Origin of the sequence: Flavobacterium agri (assembly GCF_013401995.1) — a bacterium.
Classification (GTDB): Bacteria; Bacteroidota; Bacteroidia; order Flavobacteriales; family Flavobacteriaceae; genus Flavobacterium; species Flavobacterium agri.
Genome location: NZ_JACBJI010000005.1, coordinates 61240 through 82522 on the forward strand (window position 1 = coordinate 61240; position 21283 = coordinate 82522).

Genomic DNA, 21283 nt, shown 5'->3' on the forward strand with positions numbered 1-21283 from the left:
TTTTTTTAAAGCAAAGAATGTCTGGTCATCGCTTCGGGTTTCGCGATGCCCATCATGTCGAGGATCGTCGGGGCGATGTCGCCCAAAATCCCGTCGTTGATGTGTCTGCGGTCCGGATCGACCAAAATGATCGGTACCGGATTCGTAGTGTGAGCGGTATTCGGGCTTCCGTCGGGATTGATCATCGTTTCGCAGTTTCCGTGGTCGGCGATCACGATAGTCGAGTATCCGTTCGCCAAAGCGGCGGTGATCACTTTTTCGGCGCATTTGTCTACGGCTTCGCACGCTTTGATCGCGGCTTCCATCACGCCTGTGTGTCCGACCATGTCGCCATTCGCAAAGTTCAGACACACGAAATCGACTTCTTGTTTCTCGAGTTCGGGAACAAGCGCATCGGCGAGTTCGTAAGCGCTCATTTCGGGTTGCAGGTCGTATGTGGCGACTTTCGGGGAATTTCTGAGGATTCGGGATTCGCCTTCGAAAGGTTCTTCGCGTCCGCCCGAAAAGAAGAACGTCACGTGCGGATATTTCTCGGTTTCGGCAATACGAATCTGTTTTTTACCTGCTTTCGAAACGATTTCCCCAAGCGTCTCGGTCAAATTGTCTTTGTCGTAAACCACGTGGATATTTTGGAACGTGTCGTCGTAATTGGTCATCGTCACATAATACAGATCGAGCTTGTGCATGTTCTGTTCGTGGAAATCCTGTTGAGACAAGGCTTCGGTAAGCTGACGTCCGCGGTCTGTGCGGAAGTTGAAGAAAATCACGACGTCTCCGTCCTTGATCGTAGTAAGCGGTTTTTGGTTGTCGTCGGTCACCACGATCGGCTCGATGAATTCGTCGGTGATGCCGTTTTCGTAGCTGTCGTGAATGCTGTGGATGACATCGGTAGTCGGTGTTCCGATGCCGTGTACGAGCAAATCATACGCTTTTCGCACGCGTTCCCAACGTTTGTCGCGATCCATCGCATAATAGCGTCCGACGACTGAAGCGATTTTGGCCGACTTGTTTTCAAGATGATGCTTCAGGTCGCCTATGAAAAACGCTCCCGATTTCGGGTCTACGTCGCGTCCGTCGGTAAACGCATGGACGAACACGTTTTTGAGTCCGAACGCATCGGCTGCATCGACAAGACCTTTAACGTGGTTGATGTGGGAATGCACGCCTCCGTCGGAAACCAATCCGAGCAAATGCACGTCTTTATTATGGTCTTTGGCATATCGGAACGCGTCCACAAGCGGTTTTTCGTTTGCGATAGAACCGTCTTCGACCGCCAAATTGATTTTTACGAGATCTTGGTAAATGATACGCCCGGCACCGAGATTCATGTGCCCGACTTCGGAATTTCCCATCTGGCCTTCGGGCAAGCCGACATTGAGTCCGTCGGTACGCAAAGTCGCGTGAGCGTATTTCAGGGAAAGCGAATTGATGAAAGGAACGTTGGCGTTATCGGGTGCTGAAACCTTCTTGTCGGGCGCAATTCCCCAACCGTCCAGAATCATCAGGATTACTTTGTTATTCATGTCTTAGAGGTTTTCCACAAAGATAAGGCATTTGAAACCCGAGCGGAATGCCTGCCTGCAAATTGTTCGTTAAGATTTGCGTCTCAACGAATTGTAATCGACGAAGTAACGGATGCTCACCGAAAACACCGAATTCAGGTTGTTCGAGAACAAATTGTCGAAGTTGCGCCCCAAATTGTTCTCGATCGTCGAACGATAGTCCAAAGCGTTGTTGCGATACAACACCGAAATCTGGCTCGCTGGCGCAAACCACCACGAATATGTGAGGTCGAAGTTCCAAAGGTTGAGGTTCTCGTCGTAAGGAGAAACCGCTGCCGGATCGTTTGTCTGGTAGTTGAGAAAACCGTCGTCGCGCAATGTGAAAAGCTCGTCGTATTCGGCATAGCTCCAATAATAACGCGCCGTCACGTTGAATGTCATCTTGTTGTTGATCGAATAACGACCCGAGAGTTCTCCGACCAACGTCTTGCGGTCGCGTTCACCAAACACGATATCGCCGTTGGTCTGGTCGACATAACCACGGTCGTTGGTGTGGAAGATGTAATCGCCCGAAAGGATCAACAACACGCGGTCGTTCACGCGATAACGCGGACTTATGTACATTTCGAAAACGTTGCGGTCGGTCTCGTCCATGAAACTCGCGTACGGATTGATGTCGATCGCGAATTTGCGGTTGTAATTGGATGAAAACAACGCGCTGAACGAAGCGGCGCGCGGATTGTACGAATAACGCCCCGAAACGCGCGGCTGATAGAAATCGTACGTGATCATCGGACGCACATTGGCCGAAAAATTCCAGTAATCGTTCTTGCGGCTGCTGAAATTAGTCGAGGCGACCCAATAATAATCCTGGGTTTTTCCGGTCTGGTTCTGGAATTCGACGGATGACGACAAATCGAAACGGAAACTGTTGAAATTTTTCGTCGGATTCAAAATCCTGTAATTGTAATTCGCGTAGAAATTGTAGTAATTGTTGATGAACGCGATGCCCAAATCGTTGATGTCGTAGTCTTTCGAAATGTACTTCGCGAGCAAATCGTAACGGTGATGGCCGTGCGTCTTGATGAAATTCAAAGCCGTCTTGAACCCGTCGTAATCGTCGGCTTCGTTGATATGGCTGTATTTGAAATCGCCCGCGAGTTTGTATGTGTTCTTCTTCGTGTTCAAATCCCAAACCAAAGCCGTGACGTTCGCATCCCGGTAACTTCCGTTTCTCGTCGTGTTCGCATTGACAAGCGAAACCGACGAATTGCCGCGGAAACGCTGGTCGAGCACGAGCAAATTGTAATTCGTAAGCGGTTCGACAACTACATCGCGTTGCGCTTGAGTGTCGGTGTTGCGTACGATGGCCGTCGTCCTTTCGGTGACGGCGTTCAAAATCCCGACGCCGAGTCCGCCTTTGGTACGTCCCGAAAGTTTTACGGCGTTTATAAGATCGACGGTGTTGGGCATGTCTACGATCGTCTCGTTGTCGGCTATCGTAGGGGAAACCGACGGCGGGCCTCCGATACGCCTCGAATACAAAAGAGAACCTTTGTTGAACAAATCGGTGCCTTCGGTAAAAAACGGACGGTTTTCGTTGAATTGCTGCTCGAAAGGCGAGAGGTTCAAAACGACGTTGTCGAAACGCGTCTGCCCGAAATCGGGAACCAAGATCGCATCCAAAGTAAACGAATCGTTTATGCCGTATTTGATGTCGAGCCCGGCCTTGAACGTGTTGTTCGATTCGTGGTCGGTATAATCGTAATAATAGGAAGCGTATGGGATGAAAAACAATCGCGTGGGCGGCTTGATGTTTTCGATGCCTTCCAAAAGACCGGCCTGCGGAATGATCGCGCCGATTTTCGTGTCGATCCTGTTCCAGGTGTATTTCTGGCGGTAACGACGCAATTCTCGGTAAAAGTTGAGTCCCCAAGTTTGTTTGGCTTCGTTCGAAAAGCGCAATGCGGCATAAGGAATACGGATTTCGGCAACCCAACCGAATTCGGTCATCTGCACATGGCTCGACCAGATCGCGTTCCACGAAAAATCTTCGTTGGCTTCCGTGGCCAAAGCATCCATCTGCACACCGGCTGCGCTGACGAAAAAGCGATAATCCTGTTGACCGTCGTTGAAACCGTTGATGAAGATGCCGAAGTGTTCCGAAGTTCCGAAATCGTCGCGTTCGGTAATTTCCTTTAGCATTTTGTGGGGTTCGTCGTCGTACATGACTGCGCCGATGTAAATCGCCTGATTGTCGTACAACACCTTTACGTCGGTTTTTTTGGATGGATCGATGGGTTTGCCGTTGTCGGGCTCGAACATGATAAAGTCTGTTGCGATAGGCGCCGCTTCCCAAGCCGCTTCGTCCAATTTTCCGTTTATCGTAATGTTTTCGGTAACAGAAACGGCCTGTAGCGTTTTTTTCTGACCTGCAGCGAATTGGCAAAACAGGAGTAGTAAGAAAGCTGAAATTGCTGCAAACCGGGTCATTTTGTTCGGGGCGTTTGGTGAAACAAATGTAGTATTTAAATCTAAATAACAATTATTTTACAATAAAATGCAATTCAGGCCGTTATTACACTTCACTCCGAAAATTTTGAATAAAAACCACGTCTCGGCAAACTTTTGAGACTGTTACGAAATGCTTTTCGTCGACAAATTTTGCCGTTAATCGACAATTTTTTTGTAAAAAAGTTTGGATGGTAGTTTTTAATTCCTATTTTTGGCGTCCCCAGAATCTAATTTAAACATAACAAGTTCAATGATTTACAGAATTTTCCCCGTCCTTCTGGCAGCCGCGTTCGCATTTACATCTGCAACACCAGGCAAGACAGAGGAACCCGTGAAGAAGGCCATCGCCACTACGACCAAGTCGGCCATGGAAATGAAGATTGAGAATGTGTACGGAACGCTTAATGCAGGAAAATTTTCCCTCCCGACCAAGCAAAGTTTCTACAAAGCGCTCGAAGGTTTTTACAAGCTGAGAGCGAATGGTACGGTATCGAAAGATATACTGACGGTTATCGATTTTACCATGTCGTCTAACACCAAGCGACTTTGGGTAATCGATTTGGCTACAAATACCGTGTTGTTCAACTCGCTTTGTGCGCACGGACGCAATACTGGCGATGAATTCGCGACCAAATTCTCGAACCGTTCCGAATCGAACATGAGCAGCCTTGGGTTTTACGCGACCGGTGAAATCTACAACGGAAAACACGGCCAATCGTTAAAACTCGACGGATTGCAACCCGGCGTGAACGATCATGCACGTGCTCGTGGCGTGGTGATGCACGCTGCCGATTATGTTTCGGAATCGTTCATTTCGGCTCACAGAAGACTTGGTAGAAGCCAGGGTTGTCCGGCGCTTCCGCAGGAATTGACCAAAGAGATCATTTCGACAATTAAAGGAAAGTCGTTGTTGTTCATTTATCACCCGTCCGGAGAAAAGAACTTCGAAAAACTATTGTCGTAAACGCTTAAACAGGTCGGCGTCGTAATTGTAGATATCCTCACGGAATTCGAGTTCGCCGCGCTTGTTCATCCACGCCGTCCAATACAATTGATGGATGCGTGTCTTATCTTTTAATCTGATGTAGGTGGTTTCCTTTGTGGCGACCACCTCATTTATTTTGTCGAGGTTCCATCTAATCGAATCGTTGATCAGGTAAGCGGCCAACGGCAACGGATTTTGTACGCGGACGCAGCCCGAACTCAAACTTCTGTAATTCCTGCTGAAATAATCGCGGTGGTTGGTGTCGTGCAGGTACACCGTAAACCGATTCCTGAAATTGAACTTCACGTTGCCCAGCGAATTGTCGTCTCCGGGATCTTGGACATACCTGTAATTGTTGGGTTTTGCCGAATTCCATTTCGATGACGGGATTTCTTCGCCTTTGGAATTGAAAATCTTGAGGCGACGATTTCGGAAATAATTCGTGTCTTTCGCCGCGTCCGGACCTAAATCTTCCTTGATGATCGTAGGCGGAACCGTCCATGTCGGGTTCAGGATTACGTCGGTAAAAGTCGATGAAAGCACCGGCGTCCGTCTTTTTTCTTTGCCGACGACTACGCGCCTCGTATCGACCGTATCCCCATTTTTGATCACTCTCAAACGATAATCGGGAATGTTCACGATCACGTACTGTCTTCCCATTTCGTGCGGAAACCAGCGCCAACGCTCCAAATTCACGATCACTTGCTGTTTCCTTTGGATTTTGGTGAAATTGAGTGCGGCCACCGTTCCGGCCCCGGCGATTCCGTCGGGAATCAGTCCGTGGCGCAATTGGAATTTCTTCATCGCATTGGCCGTTTTGCGATCGTACCAAGGCGAGATGCTGTCGGTTCTTTCCATGTCGCGCCAAAACATGAGGCGGCGTTTGATGCGGATCACGTTTTCGGACGAATCGCCTCTTTTTATTTTCTCGGTGAAAACGATTTGCTTCAAAGTGTCTTTCCCGAAAGTATCGAGGTAGGCGAGCGCTTTTTTCAATCTTTTATAGACGACGTGCTGAGGTTCGATCTTCGATATGACTTTCGGCAATGAATCGCCCGAAACCGCTTCGGCCAAGGTTTTGTTGACGTTGAACGACGGCTGCGCCAAATCCCAATTCGGATAGATATGGTACGGATTGAGTTTTCCGCAAGATACGTGGATCATGAATCTGCGCACCGATTGCGTGAGCAGGAAATCGTACGTCAAATGGTCGTCCTGGCTCAAATCGAGGTATTTCTTTTCGTATTTGCGGATTTTTTCGAGATAATAATCCTTCGGGTCCAAACCGTATTTCTCGGCTTCGGCCAAAATCGTTTCGGCTTTTTTGCGCTTTGTCGAATCGACCCAAAACGTATGGAAATTTTGCGCCCGATAGAATGCCGTGAGTTGCTTGTCTTCTAATTTCACGACTTCGGACGAATCAAAAAGGACGCTTCCCGGTTCGTGTTTCACAAGTGGTTCGTCGGTTTTGGGTTTCGATTTCGGATCTTTCTTGCATCCGAGCACGGCAACCGCCAAAAAGGTAAGGAGTAAAATTTTCCGCATAGGCCACTACATTCTCTTGAACATCACATAATGCGGCCCGATGTCGCCGATTTCGAAAGGTTTCCCCGTAATCTTGTATCCCATTTTTTCGTAAAATCCGACCGCAATCAGGCGCGCGTTGAACCAAATGAGGTCGGCGGCGGCACGTCTGGCCTTGTCTTCGGCCGCATCGACCAAAGCCTGTCCGAAACTCCGGCCCTGAAATTCCTCAAGTACGGCCATTCCTCTCAATTGGAACTGCCTGAATTCGTTGAATGCCGGATGCGAATTCCTGAAAAGCGACGCGACTCCCGCGATCTCTCCGTTCTCGTAAAGGCCGAAATGTGTGGTGTTGCCCAAATCGTCACCGTCGAACCGACACGTCTCCATCGGTTTGCCCGGACGCAAAACAGGATGGCGCACCACATAGGTTTCCGTCGAGCTTATTTCGCGAATTTCGGGCATGGTCGTTTGGGTTTTGGTTTAAAGGTATAACAAATTAGCAAGCAACGATATAGGGTTTGAGTGGATTTACGAACCAAAAAAACTTGAAAATTTTTATCGAAAAACTTGCATTTACGAAATCTTCTGACTTATATTTGCACCCACAATTGAAAATCATCGAACACCTATCAAAATAAGGGTTTGGTGAGATAAAAGCGGAAGTAGCTCAGTTGGTAGAGCTCCAGCCTTCCAAGCTGGTTGTCGCGAGTTCGAGCCTCGTCTTCCGCTCAAAAGCCTTAGAGAAATCTAGGGCTTTTTTGTTTTTTAAATATTTGTTTTTGTAAACCTCAAAGGTTTTTAAAACCTTTGAGGTTTGTATAAAACGCTCCTGCGTGGCCTCATCGGCCAATAAGACTCACATCAGATCCCGCCGCCAATTCTTCGGCCTCTTTTCCCTGACGGAACAATCGCGCACTCAAATCACCCTTAAGAATGATCGTTTCGCCTTTAACCTCGAGCCAACTGCCTTCGCGCAATCCCAAAACAGGTATCGAATTGAACTGGTGGAATTCCTTGATTCTGGTTTCGCGGGTTTCGCCCATGTGTTTCGACTGCAAATCGGCATCGAGATAATGTGGGTTCAGGTTGAAAGGAATCAGCCCTAAAGTCCTGAAATCTGGCGGATAGATGATCGGCATGTCGTTCGTGGTCTGCATCGTCAATCCGGTGATGTTGCTTCCGGCGCTGCTTCCGAGATAGGGCGTGCCGCTTTTGACGGTTTCGGCCAAAACATCCATCACTTTAAACTTATAAAGCTGGCTTACGAGTAGGAACGTATTTCCGCCACCCGTGAAAATGGCTTCTGCCGATTTTATGGCTTCTATTAGATTCCCGTATTCGTGCAAACCCGAAACCGACATCCCGATTTGGGAAAAAGCCTCACGTACTTTTGCCGTATATTCATCGTGCGAAATACCGCCAGGCCTTGCATACGGAATAAAAAGCAGCGATTTTTTTCCTTCGAAGAAATGCGTGAGTTCGGGTAGGATATATTCAAGGTAGTTGCCGCCGTGCAGCGTCGAAGTGCTTGCGATGATGAGTTTTTTCATGTGGTAAAGTTCGGAGATTTATCTTAAAAATGCAGTACGATGCCAAGCGGTTTGAATTAACATAAACTTGTGAGCATTTTCCGAAGTTCTCGAATAATTTTACCTCAATAATACTCAATCACCTTAACATGAAACGGTTCGTGCTGCTTTTCTCACTTTTGTTGTGCCTGACCACGGTGGCGCAAAAACGCAAACCGCTTCCGGGTAAAGCGATGATCGGAAACCTCGTGGCCGAAAGGGACGAAGTCAAGATCACCAACATGCAAACGGGCGAAAAAACCACGACAACCCCTGGCGGTTTCTTTACGGTAAACGTCAAAAAAGGCGATACGCTCATGTTTAAAGGCGTAGAAATCATCACAAGGAAAATGGTGATTACCGCTTTCGATATGGATGAAGAGACTTTGGTGATCGACCTCGACCCCGTGGGTACGCAATTGGCCGAGGTCAAAGTGGACGGGAACAAGATCAACTCTGAAGCGTTGGGCATTCCTGTCGGAAAAAAATACACGCCCCAAGAGCGCAGGTTGGCACAAGGACAAACGTCCAAAGAGCAGCGCGATCCCGACAAGGCTTATACTGCCGTAGCGACGGATCGTTACCTGAACAAACTTTCGGGCCGTGAAGACCAACTCAAAAAAGAAGCCGAGGTCGAGAAAAAACTCATGTGGAAACAACGCCTTCTAGAACGTTACGAGCGTGTGTATTTTACCGATACGCTAAAAGTCCCGAATTCGCATGTCGACGGATTCTTGTATTATTCCGTAGACGACCAAAAATTCCTCAAGGCGCTCGAAACCGACAACAAGGAGCAGATCGAACTGCAGCTTGGCGTGCTCGCGACCAATTACCGAAAGACGTTGAAGAGTGAGAAAAATTGATGTTATACTCTTGATTTTTTTCATATCGGCCTGTAGTGTTTTCGCACAGCAGAGAGAAATCGTGCTCAAAGGAAAGACGATCGTCGATGGTTTGGGGATTTCGAACATACAGGTGATGAATCTCGTGACAGAAAAAGTCACGGCGACCAACTCCAACGGTGAATTCCAGATTTCGGCCAAAGAAGACGACCTGATCATTTTTTCGTCTCCGAGTTACGAATACAAACGGCACATTGTAGACAGCGACGACATCGCCAAAGGATATTTCGAAGTGAAATTGATTTCGAAACCGATAGAGCTGGAAGAAGTCGTCGTCAACAAAGACATCAATCCCGAAGATTTGGGAATCGTGCCGAAAGGGCAAAAAAAATATACGGTTGCCGAAAGACGTTTGAAACAAGCGGGCGAATTCAAGCCCGAAATGTTCGTCGGAATGGTAGCGGGATTGTCGATTCCGATCGATCCGATCATCAACGCCATCACGGGACGCACGACGATGCTCAAAAAAGACCTCAAAACTGAAAAGAAGGAAAGGAATCTTAAAAAACTCAAAAGCCTTTATCAGCAAAAATACTTTACGGACAACCTCAAGATTCCAGCAGATTATGTGGAAGGCTTCCAATACTACGCGATCGACGACGCCAATGCGGTTGCCGCTTTGGATGCCGGAGTTAAAGCCAGGCTCGATTTTTGCTTGGTCGCTTTAGCACAGAAATACAACGAACTTCATGCGTTTGAAACCAAATAACCCACTTCTTTTTTTAGTATTGTTTCTCGGATCGTTCTATATGAAAGGTCAAGAGCTCAAATTCCGTTTGGTTTCGACCGATTCGATTGCGGCCGTGAACGTAAAGGTCGTCAACATCGTTTCCGAGAAAACCGCCGTGAGCAATGCCTTGGGCGAATTCACGATGCATGCGAAACCCGATGAGATGTTAGTGTTTCCGTCAGAAAATTACGAGTACAAACGTTATCTGGTTCGGGATGAGGATGTCAAAAAGAAAGTCATTACCATCGTTTTGATCCCGAAAGCGGTGCAACTCGATGAAGTCGTCGTCAATAAAAACCTCAATCCCGAAGATTTGGGCCTCGTCCCGAAAGGACAAAAGAAATACACGCCTTCCGAGCGAAAACTCTATACGGCGACTTCGGGCCCGGTCGATATTTTGGCCAATGCGATAAGTGGTCGTACGAAAATGCTCAAGAAGCAGGTCAAGGTCGAAAGAAAGGAAGGGTTAATGGAAAAACTGCGTTACCAATTCGACGATTCGCTTTACATCCAAAGGCTTAAAATCCCGGCCGATTACGTCAAAGGCTTCCAATATTACTGCATAGACGATCCGGAAGCGGTCAAAGCATTGGAATTGAAGAACAAAGTGGCTTTGTTGCAACGCATTTCACAACTCGCGCCTACTTACATCGAGTTGATCGCCCAGGAAGAAAAAGAAAGCCAAGTTTCCGGGAAACCGTAATTTTGTCGAATGAAAAAACTTAGTTTCATAGGCATTTTTGTCATCGTCTTATTCTCTATTTGCTCGTGGACGCATAAGTTCTACGTTGGGATTTACCAACTCAACTACGCGTCCGACAAGAAAATGTTGCAGATCACGACACGGATTTTCGTCGACGACCTGAACTCCGCTCTCGAAAAAAAGTTCAAGAAGAAATTCCATTTGGGCGAAAAGAATGTAGGTGAAGATGAAGTCGCGTTGATGAACAAATACATTTTCGAGAATTTCCGCATCGCCGTCAACGGAAAATCGGAATCGCTCGATTACCGCAGTTACGAAATGGAAAACAACGTAATCGTCGGGTATTATCGCATTACCGATATTGCGAATATCAAAACATTGGCCTGCACCAACAAAGTGCTGTTCGATTTTGTAACGGAACAGCAAAATATCATACAAACGAACGTCGGCGGCAATAAACAGAACTTATTGCTGACGATAGACGAACCGTCGGGGAAATTGGAGTTTTGATGGAAACCTCAAAGGTTTTCAAAACCTTTGAGGTTTAGAATGAAAAACCAAGCCGAATAAAATCCTTAAATTGCCGTTTTTGAACCTATGAAGATACTTTCCAGCCTACTGTTGCTTTGCGCCGTGAGCGTCGTTGCCCAGGAAACCCCAAAACCAAAAGAACAAGGCCATACGGATGAGAACAAGTTCCGTCAGATGTACGACTTGTTGGCAACCCCAAATATGTACCGAACGGCCGCGGGCGCACCGGGTCCGGCCTACTATCAGCAAAAAGCCGATTACAAAATGGATATCGAACTCGACGACAAGAATGCAAAATTGTCGGGAGTAGAAACCATTACCTATCACAACAATGCGCAGGAACCGCTCGAATATTTGTGGATGCAGCTCGACCAGAACGAAAAGTCGCGTACGTCCTTGAGTCCGCTCCAGGAAAGTACCAAAGCCGACAAAGCCGTCAGCGTTTCCGGATTCTCGCGTAAATACCTCGAAGAAGGTTTCGACGGCGGATTCAACATCGAACATGTAAAAGACGCGTCAGGGAAGGCGTTGAAATACACTGTGAACCAAACCATGATGCGCATCGATCTGCCTACGCCTTTGAAGCACGGCGAAAAAATCTCGTTTTCGGTGAAATGGTGGTACAATATCAACAATTACATGAAAGACGGCGGACGTTCTGGCTACGAATACTTCGAAAAAGACAAGAACAAATTATACGTTTTGGCGCAGTTCTATCCGCGCATGGCGGTGTATAACGACGTCGAAGGCTGGCAGAACATGCAGTTTTGGGGCGCAGGCGAATTCGCACTTCCATTCGGGGATTTCGAAGTGAACATCACCGTTCCGGCCGACCATTTCCTCGATGCGACGGGTGTTCTCCAAAACCGCAAAGACGTGTATACGGACGAGGAAATGAAGCGTTACGAACTTGCGACCAAATCGTTCGACAAACCGGTAATCATTCGTACGCAAGCCGAAGCGACCGAAATCGAAAAAGGCTTTTCCGACAAGAAGAAAACCTGGAAATTCAAAGCCGAAAACGTACGTGATTTCGGGATTTCGACTTCAAGAAAATTCATTTGCGACATGATGGCCGTCAAGTTCGGCGATCGCGTCGTGATGGCCGAATCGCTATATCCGAAAGAAGGCAATCCGCTTTGGGAAGAATATTCGACCCGCGCCGTCGCCCACACGTTGAAGTCGTATTCGAAATATACATTCGATTTTCCGTATCCGAAGGCGATTTCGGTAAATGCGCAGGATCAGGGCATGGAATATCCGATGATCTGTTGGAATTTCGGTCGTCCCGATGCCGACGGAAAATACACCGACCGCACCAAATATGGCATGCTAGGCGTAATCATCCACGAAGTCGGGCACAATTTCTTCCCGATGATCGTGAATTCGGACGAACGTCAATGGACGTGGATGGACGAAGGTCTGAACACCTTCATGGAATATTTGGCCGAAACCTCGTTCGATCCGAATTTCCCGGCCGATCGCGGGCCTGCAAAGAAAATCGTTCCGTATATGAGCGGCGCGCAATCTGGGCTTGAGCCGATCATGACGAATTCCGAGAGCATCAAGTCGTTCGGGAACAACGCTTATGGCAAGCCGGCGACCGCTTTGAATATTTTGCGTGAGACGATCCTCGGACACGATTTGTTCGATTATGCGTTCAAAACGTATGCGAACCGTTGGAAGTTCAAGCATCCGACGCCTGATGATTTCTTCCGTACGATGGAAGACGCTTCGGGAACCGATCTCGACTGGTTCTGGAGAGGCTGGTTCTACACCACCGATTTCAACGACATCGGCATCAAAGAAGTCAAGCAATATTACGTTTCGGCCGAAAAACCCAAAGATTTCGACAAACCCGAAGTGAACCGACGCAACCGACGCCAAATGGCCGGACCGCTAGTGTATATGGTCGCGGAAGGCGACGCGAACTTCAAACCCGAAATGAAAAAGGCGTTCGATGCCAAAGAAGTTCAGCCGCTCAACGAATATCTCGAGGCTAATTTCACGGCAGAACAACGCGCCAAACTCGACAATCCGAAGTATTTCTACGAAGTGAGTTTCAACAAGCCCGGAGGTTTGGTCATGCCGCTTATCGTGCAGTTGACTTTCGAGGACGGAACTACTGAAGATTATACGTTCCCGGCCCAAATCTGGAGAAAGAGCGACGCAGAAGTTTCACGTGTTTTTGCGGTGAAGAAAGCGGTTTCCAAAATCCAGATCGATTCGAAAGAAGAAACGGCCGACATCGATGTCTCGAACAACACCTGGCCTAAAGAAGCCGTGAAATCCAAATTCGACTGACGAAAATTTTGTTAACGGCAAACCGCGACGTGCGTAAGTTCGTACCTTTGCCAAATACCTAAAATCTTTATCATGTTCGGAATAGGCGGAGGCGAATTGATTTTCATAATTTTTGTCGTGTTGATGTTGTTCGGATCGGATAAAATCCCCGAAATGGCGCGCGCTTTAGGAAAAGGCATGCGTCAACTAAAGGATGCGACGAACGAAATCAAAAGCGAGATCAACAAAGGAGCCGAAGCCAACGGTCTTGACAAGTCGTTGTTCGACATCAAGAGCAATATCAATTCCGAAATCGATAAGGCCAAGGAAAGCTTGATGAGCAATTCGGCCGATCTTGAGAAAACCAAACAGGAAATCGACGAAATCGCTTCGGGTCCTATCAAACGCCAGGGGCGATGATCGACAAGCTAATCGATTTAGACCAACACGTTTTTATCTGGCTCAACAGTCTGGGTTCCGAAACCTATGACGGATTGTGGCTCATCATCACCAAATTCACGAGTTGGATCCCGATTTTCGCGGTCATCCTATATTTGGCATTTAAACGTTTAGGTTGGAGGCACGCGCTTTTGGTCGTCATTTGTATCGCATTGTTGATCACGTTGACCGATCAGACCACGAATCTTTTCAAAAACGGTTTCCAAAGGCTAAGACCGGGAAGCGACCCTGATTTGGCCGATTTGATCCGCGCCGTGCAAAAAAGGAAATCCTTCAGTTTTATATCGGGACATGCGTCGAATTCGATGGCCGTGGCTTTTTTCAGCTACCGCGTGTTGCGTCCGTATCTCAAATACATGGGCTTCTTTTTCCTGTGGCCGTTAATTTTTGCATACAGCCGCATTTACCTCGGATTGCATTATCCGGGCGATATTTTGTGCGGTTACGCTTGGGGATTGCTTATGGGAACGATCATGCTTTACGTGTACGCGTATTTGCGCAACCGTTTCTTTCCCGACCAAAAATCGAATCTAGATAACCCGACTAACAGTGAGCCCGTCGCGGATGGGCAATAAAACCGTTTCCACTCTCGGGTCTTCCTTGAGCATTTTGTTGTAATCGAGCAGTGCGATCGTGCTTTTGTCGTTCGCTTTGACTTCTTCGAGCACCTTTCCGCTCCATAACACGTTGTCCGAAAGGATTATGCCGCCTTTGGTCATCATCGGAACGACGATTTCGAAATAATTCGCGTAGTTCTGTTTGTCGGCGTCGATGAACACCAAATCGTATTTTTTACCCAACGTCGGAATGATGTCGAGCGCGTTGCCTAGGTGTTGGAAAATCTGGTCTTTCCATTGGGAGCGATCGAAATATTTGCGTTGGAAGTCAAATAATTCCTCGTTGTTGTCTAATGTATCGATCGTGCCGTTTTGCTGTAATCCTTCCGCGAGGCATAAAGTAGCATAACCCGTAAACGTCCCGATCTCGAGGATGCTTTGAGGTCTGATGATTTTCGACAGCATACTCAAAACGCGTCCCTGCAAATGCCCGCTTAGCATTCTCGGCTGCAGGATTTTCTGATGGGTTTCACGGTTGAGTTCAGCCAACAACTGCGGCTCGTCCTGAGAATGGTTTTCTGTATAGAGTTCGAGTTCTTCGGAAATGAAATGCATTACGGAGTGGTGTTTTTGAATAATCGGATAAGGAATTCAGATTTGAGATTGTCGTCGATCGCGCCATAACATACGATGTTGTACACGTATTTGCCGCGACTTCCCAAAAGTGCGACCTGATTGCCGTCGGGATGGCGCAAACCTTTGATTTTATACAGTTGATAGGTTTCGTTGTCGGTGTCGAGCAGCTCGATTTCCCAGGATTTTTTGATTTTGTGGGTTTTGTCGGCTACGTATAATTTGAGTGCTTCGGCCTCGTTGGCAGCCGATGCGTATTTCTTGTTTTTGGTGTCGATGTAAAACGCGATGTCGCTATGCGGATTCGTCAGGTAAACTGAAGTTGCGAGGTCGCGTTTGTCGCGTTCCCAATTGCCCGGGATTTTGACCGTGTCGATATTTTTGACCGAGTAATAGAGTAGGGTGTAATCTCCTTTTTCGGAATATCCCACTTTTTGTACTTGGGACGAAACTGGAATCGTGGCGATCAATGCGATAAACAGGTATTTGAATTGCATCGGATGGTTTTTTCCAAAGTTACGAATAGAAGTTTTCGGATGTTTGTCTTTCTGGTGTTTTGAGAAAAGCCGTTGTAGGTTTTTTCGACACTACTTTTCCACATCAAAAATCGGTGTTTGAGACCTAACAGATTTTTTAAATCTGTTAGGTCTCAAAGTTAGCCCAAACGCGATTCGCTCCATTATAGATTTTATGTACATTTTCTTAAATTTTAGGTTTTGCGTTTGTTCATGTCGAAATTATTGTCCTCATCCATTTTATAAAATCCCTAACACCCTAACTGCCTCGACTTTCAACTTTAACCGTATCTTTGCGCCGTGGAAATCGAAAAGAAAGACATACGCGCACTGACCAAAGAAAAACTCCGTGATTTTTTCGTAGACAACGGAGATAAAGCCTTCCGGGGCAACCAGGTCTACGAATGGCTATGGAGCAAAGGTGCGCACAGCTTCGAAGACATGACCAATGTGTCGAAAGAAACGCGTGCGATGCTCGAGCGCAATTTCGTCATCAACCACATCAAGGTCGACAAAATGCAGAAAAGCGAAGACGGAACGGTCAAAAATGCCGTGCGTCTTCACGACGGGTTGCTTGTCGAATCGGTTTTGATTCCGACAGAAACCAGAACCACTGCTTGCGTTTCAAGCCAGGTAGGATGTTCGCTCGATTGCAATTTCTGCGCGACGGCCAAACTCAAGCGCATGCGCAACCTCAATCCCGACGAGATTTACGACCAGGTCGCAGCGATTGACAAGGAAAGCCGACTCTATCACAACCGGCCGCTTTCGAACATCGTGTTCATGGGAATGGGCGAGCCATTGATGAACTATCCGAACGTGATGAAAGCCATCGAGAAAATCACCTCGGACGAAGGTTTGGGCATGTCGCCGAAACGGATCACGGTTTCCACTTCGGGCGTGACCAAAATGATCAAGAAACTCGCCGACGATGAGGTGAAGTTCAAACTCGCCGTATCCTTGCATTCGGCCGTAGAGGAAATCCGCAACAAGATCATGCCGTTCACCAAGAATTTCCCGCTTACGGAATTGCGTGAAGCGCTCGAATATTGGTACGCCAAAACGAAAAGCCGCGTGACTTACGAATATGTGGTTTGGAAAGGTATCAACGACGACAAAAAATCGATCGACGCACTTGTGAAATTCTGCAAATACGTGCCGTGCAAAGTCAACCTGATCGAATACAACCCGATCGACGACGGAGAATTCCAACAAGCGTCCGAAGAATCGATCAATGCTTATATTTCGGCACTTGAAAAAGCCGATATCGTCGTGAAAGTACGTCGCAGCCGAGGAAAAGACATCGATGCCGCATGCGGGCAACTCGCCAATAAGGACGCCGAATAAAAAAACGCCTCGTCTCCGAAGCGTTTCTTCACTTTTATGTAATTAACCTTTATCAATTCAAAAGGACCGTTGTCGGCGTGCCTCCGTTTACGGTGAGTTGTGCGAAATAATCGCAAGTGCCGTCTCCGTAATCCAGAGTCGCGGTGTTGTTTCCTGTAGACAACGTCAACGTTCCGGCACCGATGTAAGGACAGGTCGCGTACCAAACCAAAGGTGTTCCGATGGTCGTCGTCCAACTGCCATTGGGGCCGGTCGTCGTCCAGTTTCCAGTTACCTGATAGACGTTGTCGGTCCAGTTGAACGGCGTGTCGTATCCGTCGATCAATTCGCGGATCCTGTGGCCCGTCCTGTGGTATTCGTTTCCGTTCGGATACGTCACCGTAAAATCGATGTCGATGTTCGCCACGGTATGCGCTTCGGGTTGTGCAGTCGTGCTTTCCCAGGTGAACGTGACGTGGCGGTTGCCTTCCACATGTCTGTTATTGTGGTAGAAATTGTTGAACGTATAATCGACTTCGTACGAGGCCGCGTCAAAATCAAGGCTTCCACTCACGATGATTTGTCCGGTTACGACAGCTCCCGAATTCAACGTGCATCCGCTTTCGCCGAATTCGATCACGCTTGTCCAGGTTGCATCGGTAAAAGTGGTTGTCACGACGGCGCAAGACGGCAGAAACGCCTGTACAGAATTCGGACGTCCGGCGTCGGCTTGCTGGTTTTCGTACTCTTCCTCGGCAATGGCCTAAACGTCGTCGGCGATGCGATCCATCTCATTATTGATACGCGCGCTTTGGGCGTTGAAAGCCTCGTCTTCGTCTTTTGTACAGCTTGCGAAAGTCAGCGCAAGGGCCGCAAATCCTAACAACAATTTATTTTTCATAGATTTTGGTTTTTATGGTTTTGGAATTAGAGTGCTGGAATCCAATATGGTTTAACGTATCGTTCAAAAAAAGCCAACAAATTTTTAACCTTTGAACTTGTGCAAACATAGTCTATCTTTGAAAGGCAAATGAACATCAGCGCGCAAATAAAACAACCCATCCGACCCGAGATGGAACTCTTCGAGAAGAAGTTCTACGAATCCATGTCGTCGAAAGTCGCGCTTCTCAATCGCATCACCTATTATATCGTCAATCGGAAAGGCAAACAGATGCGTCCGATGTTCGTGTTCCTGATCGCAAAAATGACGTCGGGCGGAACCGTAAATGAAAGAACGTATCGGGGCGCGTCGGTCATCGAACTCATCCATACGGCAACTTTGGTGCACGATGACGTTGTCGACGATTCGAACCGCCGCCGCGGATTCTTTTCCATTAACGCACTTTGGAAGAATAAAATTGCCGTGCTCGTCGGCGATTATCTGCTTTCGAAAGGACTTTTGCTGTCTATAGACAACGGAGACTTTGATTTGCTGCAGATTATCTCGGTCGCGGTGCGTGAAATGTCTGAAGGTGAACTCCTACAAATCGAGAAGGCGAGAAGGCTCGATATTACCGAAGACGTGTATTACGAAATCATCCGAAAGAAAACCGCGACGTTGATTGCGAGTTGTTGTGCGCTCGGAGCGCGTTCGGTAACAGACGATTTGGGCGAAGTGGAAAACATGCGCAAATTCGGCGAACTTATCGGTATGGCGTTCCAGATCAAGGACGATTTGTTCGATTATTCTGAAGAAGCCATTGGAAAACCGACCGGAATCGACATCAAGGAACAAAAGATGACGCTTCCGTTGATCCATGTGCTCAATACGTGTTCGGCAAAGGAAAAATCCTGGCTCATCAATTCGGTCAAGAACCACAACAAGGACAAAAAGCGCGTCAAGGAAGTCATCAACTTCGTGAAAGAGCGCAACGGTTTGGGTTACGCCGAAACCAAAATGGAGGAATTTCGCCGCCAAGCACTCGTTTTGCTCGAGAAATACCCCGAATCGGAGTTCAAAAGCGCTTTGGAACTCATGGTCAATTACGTCATCGAACGAAAAAAATAAAATATTTTATATCTGTCAAGCCTTGTAAATACAGGGCTTTTTTGTTTTTCTGAAATTTTTTTGCCGATACATGCAACGCTTTTCCGAAAGTCGTCGTCTATGCTATCAGAAACCCACTTAAAAAGGATTTGAAGGTAATAGCTTTACATCAGGAGCAACATGAGATAATCGCTTTGGCTGTCGAAAACAACCGACATGCCCAACAGAAAATCTATACGCAGTACGCTCCTAAAATGCTCAGCGTTTGCCGACAATACGCCAAAGATGTGCATCATGCCGAAGATTTGATGATCACCGCGTTCATGAAAGTGTTCGCGAATCTCAGGAATTTCAAGCACGAAGGCAGTTTCGAAGGTTGGATCCGACGGATTATGGTCAACGAGTGCATTTCTTGGCTGCGCGTCCAGAAGAAAGTGAGTTTCATGGAAGACAGTTTCTACAAAGAAGAAGGCTTCAACGACGTCGAAAGCGGACTCAGCGTAGACGACATCCAAAATCTGATAGACGGTTTGCCCGACGGTTACCGCATGATTTTCAACCTGTATGCCATAGAAGGTTACAAACACAAGGAAATCGCCGAAATGCTCGGAATCAACGAAGGCACGTCGAAATCGCAACTGTCGCATGCAAGACGAATTCTGCAGGAAAAAATTGTTGAATCAAAGAACTATGAAAATGGCACGGAATAAAATGGAAAAGGAGTTCTCAGAAAAACTCAACCAGCGTGAAATACAACCGAGTTCTGCCGCTTGGGACAGGCTCGACGCGATGTTGTCGGCGGCCGAAGCCCAACCTCAAGTCGTGAAAATCAAGAGAAGTTTCAAATGGCTTTACGTGGCCGCGGGTTTTTTGGGATTCCTCTTGGTCGGGACACTTTTTTTCCGACAAGGCGATACGAAGGCGATCGATAACGGAAACCATCAAGTGGTCGAGACTGCCAAAACACCGGTGCAAAAGCCTTCGCATGTTAAAATCGAAGCGCAACCCAAGGTTCAGATCGCTGAGAATTCTTCTGAAGTATCGGAAACGGCAAAAGCGACAGCGCCTTCGGTAAGACGGAAAATTGAAAAAGTCAATTCGGTTCAAGAACAAAAGGCGCAATTGGCCGACAATACCATCAATCAAAATCAATCATCAAATTCGATCATCGATCAAAAAACGGACAAGTTAAATCAGGCGAATCCACAAATCGCTTCAAGTGCCACGGCTGACGAGCTTCTCGCAAATGCCCAAGCCAAACGGGAAGCCCAGGTGAAGGGCGTAAAAGTCAATGCGAAAAGCCTTCTTTCGCAAGTAGACAGCCAGGCCGAGGAAAAACTCACGCTTCGCCAAAAAGCCCTGCGCGCACTCAACAAAAACTACCAACAAGTTAAGGTTGCCGTCGAGAACCGCAACCTCGAAGAGAACCATTAATCATCAATTAAATCACGAACACCATGAGAAACGTTATTTTTTACGTATCGGCCTTGCTATGTCTTTTTGTGAGCAAAGCCTTTGCACAACAGACTTTCGAAGACCGGATCAAGATCATCAGCGATAAGATTTCGGTAATCACCAAAGAAGAGAAGGAAGCGCTCAAACTTGAAGTGGATGCTGTAAACAAACAGGTTCAGGAAGGCCAGCTCACGATAGACCAAGCCGACCAAAAGAAACTGGAATATGCTGAAACCCGTGCGGCCAATATCGAAAGGAGAACCGCGGCGGCACAAGAGGAACTCAAGAAACTCGTGCAGGAAAAAGTAGACGGCAAAATCACCGAAAAGGATTCTACACGACGTTACCGTATTTCTATTGGTTCGAATGGCATAAAAGTCACCGATAAAGTGAAAGACACGATAAGAGGCGAGAACCGCACGACATCGCAATTGGTTTTCGCATTCGGTTTGAACCATTATATGACAGACGGTGCGATCGCGCATTCCGACTACCGTGTTTGGGGCTCGCATTTCTATGAACTCGGGCTTACTTTGAACACGAGAATCCTTGCACACAGCAATTTGCTGCATGCCAAATACGGACTTTCGATGCAATGGAACACCGTTCGTCCGACCGACAATCGTTATTTCGCGGAGCAAGGCGACCAGACAAATCTCGTGAACAGTTCGATCAATTTGGGAGACTCGAGATTCCGTACCGTGAATTTGGTCGTGCCCGTGCATTTGGAATTCGATTTTTCGGGTAAGGAAACGGATGGCGACAAAACGTATTTCCGTACGCATCAAGGCTGGAGAGTCGGTATTGGAGGTTTCGTAGGCGGAAACGTCAAAGCCAAGCGCATCCTCGAATACGAAAACGAAGAGAACAACGAGGTCAAGAACAAGACCGTCGGCGATTTCAATGTGAACGATTTCGTGTACGGATTGAGTGCTTACGTCGGTTACGAATCGATCAGTTTGTACTGCAAATACGATTTGAACCCGGTGTTCGAAGACAATGCGACAGACGAACGCAACATTTCGTTCGGCCTGCGATTCGATTTCAATTAAGGTTAGCAGATAGTTATAAAAGGGAGAAACGCTTTGGGAAACCAGGGCGTTTTT

The 21283-nt window shown here is 47.3% G+C and carries 22 protein-coding genes and 1 tRNA gene; 14 read left to right on the top strand and 9 right to left on the bottom strand.

All coding sequences use genetic code 11. The features are described from left to right. Positions 1 to 5: 5 nt before the first annotated feature. Together gpmI and HZF10_RS12325 are read right to left on the bottom strand one after the other, a co-directional pair. Positions 6 to 1523 (bottom strand): 2,3-bisphosphoglycerate-independent phosphoglycerate mutase, encoded by a 1518-nt coding sequence (gpmI, locus tag HZF10_RS12320; RefSeq protein ID WP_176006523.1) that lies wholly within the window; start codon positions 1521 to 1523, stop codon positions 6 to 8. Positions 1524 to 1592: 69 nt separating this feature from the next. Further along, entirely contained in the window at positions 1593 to 3995 is a 2403-nt protein-coding gene (locus HZF10_RS12325) for a DUF5916 domain-containing protein (RefSeq protein WP_176006524.1), read from the bottom strand. A 271-nt stretch (positions 3996 to 4266) separates the two neighbouring features. On the opposite strand from HZF10_RS12325, the gene HZF10_RS12330 reads away from it, so the two are divergent. Then, on the top strand, positions 4267 to 4980 hold the full coding sequence (locus HZF10_RS12330) for a murein L,D-transpeptidase catalytic domain family protein (protein WP_176006525.1): 714 nt from the start codon (positions 4267 to 4269) through the stop codon (positions 4978 to 4980). On the opposite strand, the gene HZF10_RS12335 is transcribed toward HZF10_RS12330, so the two are convergent. Continuing rightward, on the bottom strand, positions 4969 to 6546 hold the full coding sequence (locus HZF10_RS12335) for a L,D-transpeptidase family protein (protein ID WP_176006526.1): 1578 nt from the start codon (positions 6544 to 6546) through the stop codon (positions 4969 to 4971). The genes HZF10_RS12330 and HZF10_RS12335 overlap by 12 nt on opposite strands. 6 nt (positions 6547 to 6552) lie before the next feature. Continuing rightward, on the bottom strand, positions 6553 to 6990 hold the full coding sequence (locus tag HZF10_RS12340; protein ID WP_176006527.1) for a GNAT family N-acetyltransferase: 438 nt from the start codon (positions 6988 to 6990) through the stop codon (positions 6553 to 6555). Between the two features lie 194 nt (positions 6991 to 7184). Between HZF10_RS12340 and HZF10_RS12345 the strand changes: the two genes are divergently transcribed. Then, positions 7185 to 7257: transfer RNA gene (locus HZF10_RS12345), tRNA-Gly, on the top strand. A gap of 110 nt (positions 7258 to 7367) precedes the next feature. Here HZF10_RS12345 and pepE read toward each other — a convergent pair. Next, the gene (pepE, locus tag HZF10_RS12350; RefSeq protein ID WP_176006528.1) at positions 7368 to 8078 is read right to left on the bottom strand and encodes a dipeptidase PepE; all 711 of its coding nucleotides are present in this window, start codon (positions 8076 to 8078) and stop codon (positions 7368 to 7370) included. Positions 8079 to 8206: 128 nt separating this feature from the next. On the opposite strand from pepE, the gene HZF10_RS12355 reads away from it, so the two are divergent. The 7 genes from HZF10_RS12355 to HZF10_RS12385 all read left to right on the top strand — a co-directional run bounded on the left by HZF10_RS12355 (position 8207) and on the right by HZF10_RS12385 (position 14279). Further along, complete coding sequence (locus HZF10_RS12355; RefSeq protein WP_176006529.1) at positions 8207 to 8959, top strand: hypothetical protein; 753 nt, start codon at positions 8207 to 8209, stop codon at positions 8957 to 8959. Between the two features lie 10 nt (positions 8960 to 8969). After that, positions 8970 to 9707, top strand: coding sequence for a peptidase associated/transthyretin-like domain-containing protein (locus HZF10_RS12360; protein WP_176006530.1), 738 nt, complete (start codon positions 8970 to 8972; stop codon positions 9705 to 9707). 40 nt (positions 9708 to 9747) lie between these two features. Then, positions 9748 to 10431, top strand: coding sequence for a hypothetical protein (locus HZF10_RS12365; RefSeq protein ID WP_176006531.1), 684 nt, complete (start codon positions 9748 to 9750; stop codon positions 10429 to 10431). 9 nt (positions 10432 to 10440) lie between these two features. Next, entirely contained in the window at positions 10441 to 10941 is a 501-nt protein-coding gene (locus HZF10_RS12370; protein WP_176006532.1) for a DUF6702 family protein, read from the top strand. An 87-nt stretch (positions 10942 to 11028) separates the two neighbouring features. Then, positions 11029 to 13266, top strand: a complete 2238-nt coding sequence (locus HZF10_RS12375) for a M1 family metallopeptidase (RefSeq protein WP_176006533.1) — start codon at positions 11029 to 11031, stop codon at positions 13264 to 13266. 72 nt (positions 13267 to 13338) lie between these two features. After that, on the top strand, positions 13339 to 13665 hold the full coding sequence (locus HZF10_RS12380) for a Sec-independent protein translocase subunit TatA/TatB (RefSeq protein WP_176006534.1): 327 nt from the start codon (positions 13339 to 13341) through the stop codon (positions 13663 to 13665). After that, a complete protein-coding gene (locus tag HZF10_RS12385; RefSeq protein WP_176006535.1) occupies positions 13662 to 14279 on the top strand; it encodes a phosphatase PAP2 family protein in 618 nt (205 codons plus the stop codon). Before HZF10_RS12380 ends, HZF10_RS12385 begins: the two co-directional genes overlap by 4 nt. Here HZF10_RS12385 and HZF10_RS12390 read toward each other — a convergent pair. Next, positions 14235 to 14876, bottom strand: coding sequence for an O-methyltransferase (locus HZF10_RS12390; protein ID WP_176006536.1), 642 nt, complete (start codon positions 14874 to 14876; stop codon positions 14235 to 14237). The genes HZF10_RS12385 and HZF10_RS12390 overlap by 45 nt on opposite strands. Then, the gene (locus HZF10_RS12395) at positions 14876 to 15391 is read right to left on the bottom strand and encodes a hypothetical protein (RefSeq protein WP_176006537.1); all 516 of its coding nucleotides are present in this window, start codon (positions 15389 to 15391) and stop codon (positions 14876 to 14878) included. The genes HZF10_RS12390 and HZF10_RS12395 overlap by 1 nt, the downstream gene beginning before the upstream one ends. A gap of 318 nt (positions 15392 to 15709) precedes the next feature. Here HZF10_RS12395 and rlmN point away from each other — a divergent pair, with 318 nt between their 5' ends. Further along, complete coding sequence (gene rlmN / locus HZF10_RS12400; RefSeq protein WP_176006538.1) at positions 15710 to 16756, top strand: dual-specificity RNA methyltransferase RlmN; 1047 nt, start codon at positions 15710 to 15712, stop codon at positions 16754 to 16756. Between the two features lie 52 nt (positions 16757 to 16808). Here the strand turns inward: rlmN and HZF10_RS12405 are convergent, their stop codons facing one another. Both HZF10_RS12405 and HZF10_RS12410 read right to left on the bottom strand, forming a co-directional pair. Further along, a complete protein-coding gene (locus HZF10_RS12405; protein ID WP_176006539.1) occupies positions 16809 to 17411 on the bottom strand; it encodes a hypothetical protein in 603 nt (200 codons plus the stop codon). A gap of 87 nt (positions 17412 to 17498) precedes the next feature. Beyond that, on the bottom strand, positions 17499 to 17636 hold the full coding sequence (locus HZF10_RS12410) for a hypothetical protein (RefSeq protein WP_176006540.1): 138 nt from the start codon (positions 17634 to 17636) through the stop codon (positions 17499 to 17501). A gap of 129 nt (positions 17637 to 17765) precedes the next feature. Here HZF10_RS12410 and HZF10_RS12415 point away from each other — a divergent pair, with 129 nt between their 5' ends. From HZF10_RS12415 to HZF10_RS12430, 4 genes are all read left to right on the top strand, one after another. Continuing rightward, entirely contained in the window at positions 17766 to 18743 is a 978-nt protein-coding gene (locus HZF10_RS12415) for a polyprenyl synthetase family protein (RefSeq protein ID WP_176006541.1), read from the top strand. 128 nt (positions 18744 to 18871) lie between these two features. Continuing rightward, positions 18872 to 19432, top strand: a complete 561-nt coding sequence (locus tag HZF10_RS12420; RefSeq protein ID WP_176006542.1) for an RNA polymerase sigma factor — start codon at positions 18872 to 18874, stop codon at positions 19430 to 19432. Beyond that, positions 19419 to 20156: a hypothetical protein gene (locus HZF10_RS12425; protein ID WP_176006543.1), complete on the top strand. Its 738-nt coding sequence runs from the start codon at positions 19419 to 19421 to the stop codon at positions 20154 to 20156. Before HZF10_RS12420 ends, HZF10_RS12425 begins: the two co-directional genes overlap by 14 nt. A 23-nt stretch (positions 20157 to 20179) precedes the next feature. After that, a complete protein-coding gene (locus HZF10_RS12430; protein ID WP_176006544.1) occupies positions 20180 to 21229 on the top strand; it encodes a coiled-coil domain-containing protein in 1050 nt (349 codons plus the stop codon). The last annotated feature ends 54 nt before the right edge of the window (positions 21230 to 21283 follow it).

Bases quoted from the DNA above. Each gene is read 5' to 3' on its own strand.
- gpmI (WP_176006523.1), bottom strand. From the start codon at position 1,523: ATGAATAACAAAGTAATCCTGATGATTCTGGACGGTTGGGGAATTGCG.
- HZF10_RS12325 (WP_176006524.1), bottom strand. From the start codon at position 3,995: ATGACCCGGTTTGCAGCAATTTCAGCTTTCTTACTACTCCTGTTTTGC.
- HZF10_RS12330 (WP_176006525.1), top strand. From the start codon at position 4,267: ATGATTTACAGAATTTTCCCCGTCCTTCTGGCAGCCGCGTTCGCATTT.
- HZF10_RS12335 (WP_176006526.1), bottom strand. From the start codon at position 6,546: ATGCGGAAAATTTTACTCCTTACCTTTTTGGCGGTTGCCGTGCTCGGA.
- HZF10_RS12340 (WP_176006527.1), bottom strand. From the start codon at position 6,990: ATGCCCGAAATTCGCGAAATAAGCTCGACGGAAACCTATGTGGTGCGC.
- pepE (WP_176006528.1), bottom strand. From the start codon at position 8,078: ATGAAAAAACTCATCATCGCAAGCACTTCGACGCTGCACGGCGGCAAC.
- HZF10_RS12355 (WP_176006529.1), top strand. From the start codon at position 8,207: ATGAAACGGTTCGTGCTGCTTTTCTCACTTTTGTTGTGCCTGACCACG.
- HZF10_RS12365 (WP_176006531.1), top strand. From the start codon at position 9,748: ATGAAAGGTCAAGAGCTCAAATTCCGTTTGGTTTCGACCGATTCGATT.
- HZF10_RS12370 (WP_176006532.1), top strand. From the start codon at position 10,441: ATGAAAAAACTTAGTTTCATAGGCATTTTTGTCATCGTCTTATTCTCT.
- HZF10_RS12375 (WP_176006533.1), top strand. From the start codon at position 11,029: ATGAAGATACTTTCCAGCCTACTGTTGCTTTGCGCCGTGAGCGTCGTT.
- HZF10_RS12380 (WP_176006534.1), top strand. From the start codon at position 13,339: ATGTTCGGAATAGGCGGAGGCGAATTGATTTTCATAATTTTTGTCGTG.
- HZF10_RS12385 (WP_176006535.1), top strand. From the start codon at position 13,662: ATGATCGACAAGCTAATCGATTTAGACCAACACGTTTTTATCTGGCTC.
- HZF10_RS12390 (WP_176006536.1), bottom strand. From the start codon at position 14,876: ATGCATTTCATTTCCGAAGAACTCGAACTCTATACAGAAAACCATTCT.
- HZF10_RS12395 (WP_176006537.1), bottom strand. From the start codon at position 15,391: ATGCAATTCAAATACCTGTTTATCGCATTGATCGCCACGATTCCAGTT.
- HZF10_RS12410 (WP_176006540.1), bottom strand. From the start codon at position 17,636: ATGAAAAATAAATTGTTGTTAGGATTTGCGGCCCTTGCGCTGACTTTC.
- HZF10_RS12415 (WP_176006541.1), top strand. From the start codon at position 17,766: ATGAACATCAGCGCGCAAATAAAACAACCCATCCGACCCGAGATGGAA.
- HZF10_RS12425 (WP_176006543.1), top strand. From the start codon at position 19,419: ATGGCACGGAATAAAATGGAAAAGGAGTTCTCAGAAAAACTCAACCAG.
- HZF10_RS12430 (WP_176006544.1), top strand. From the start codon at position 20,180: ATGAGAAACGTTATTTTTTACGTATCGGCCTTGCTATGTCTTTTTGTG.